We start from the raw sequence: 1,031 nt of genomic DNA on the forward strand, positions 1-1,031 counted from the left end.
CGCTCAGGGCGGCGACCTGGGTCTGGTTCAGGGCCGAGAAGCCGGTCGTCGACAGCGCGCCGAGCTGGCTCGCCGACAGCGCCGCGACCTGGGTGTCCGCCAGGTTGCCGATATTGGTGGTGGTCAGACCAGCCAGCTGGCTGTTGGTCAGACCCTTCAGCTGGGTCCCCGTCAGGGCGCCGATTTGCGTGGCGTCCATCAGCGTGAGGTTGGACGAGCTGAGCGCGCCGATCTGGGTGGCGCTCAGGCCGCCGATCTGGGTCGTCGACAGCTGCTGCACCTGGGTCGAGGCCAGGACATTGAGCTGCGCGGTCGTCAGAGCGCCCAGTTGGGTCGACGACAGCTCACCGATGTCGGTGGTCGTCAGCCCCTTCACCTGGCTCGCGTTCAGCGCCGCGATCTGGGTGTTGGCCAGGACGCTGACCTGGGTCTGGCTCAGGGCCGAGACGTTGGCCGCCGACAGATTCTTGATCTGGTCGGCCGTCAGGGCCGCGATCTGGGTGTCGGCCAGCTCGCCGATATCGGTGGTGGTCAGACCCTTGATCTGGTCGGCCGTCAGGGCCTTGACCTGGGTCGTCGAAAGCGCTCCGACCTGGGTGCTGGTCAGGGACGAGACGTTGGTCGCGCTGACACTGGCCAGCTGCGCGCCGGTCAGGGCCGAGATCTGGGTCGTCGCCAGCTCGCCCACGTCGGTGGCCGTCAGGGCCTTCAGCTGGCTGGCCGAAATGCCCTTGATCTGGGTTTCGTTCAGAGCCCCGACCTGGGTGGCGCTCAGCGCCGAGAAGGCGGTGGTGTTCAGCGCGCCCACTTGGCCGGCGGTCAGCGCGGCGATCTGCGTGGTGGCCAGCTCACCGATGTCGGTGGCGTTCAGGGCGGCCACCTGCTGGGTGGTCAGGCCCTTGATCTGGGTCTCGCTCAGCGCGCCGACCTGGGTGGCGTCCAGGGCCGAGAAGGCCGCGGTCGTCAGCGCGCCCACCTGCGTCGCCGTCAGGGCGCCAAGCTGGGTGGTCGAGAGTTGCGCGGTCTGGGTC

At 68.9% G+C, this 1,031-nt stretch carries 1 pseudogene; it reads right to left on the reverse strand.

Annotated features, from left to right (window positions below):
* Positions 1–1,031: pseudogene (locus J7528_RS23480) on the reverse strand (ice nucleation protein); the annotation flags it as partial.

The sequence above is a fragment of the Caulobacter sp. genome, from assembly GCF_017744445.1.
Taxonomy (GTDB): domain Bacteria; phylum Pseudomonadota; class Alphaproteobacteria; order Caulobacterales; family Caulobacteraceae; genus Caulobacter.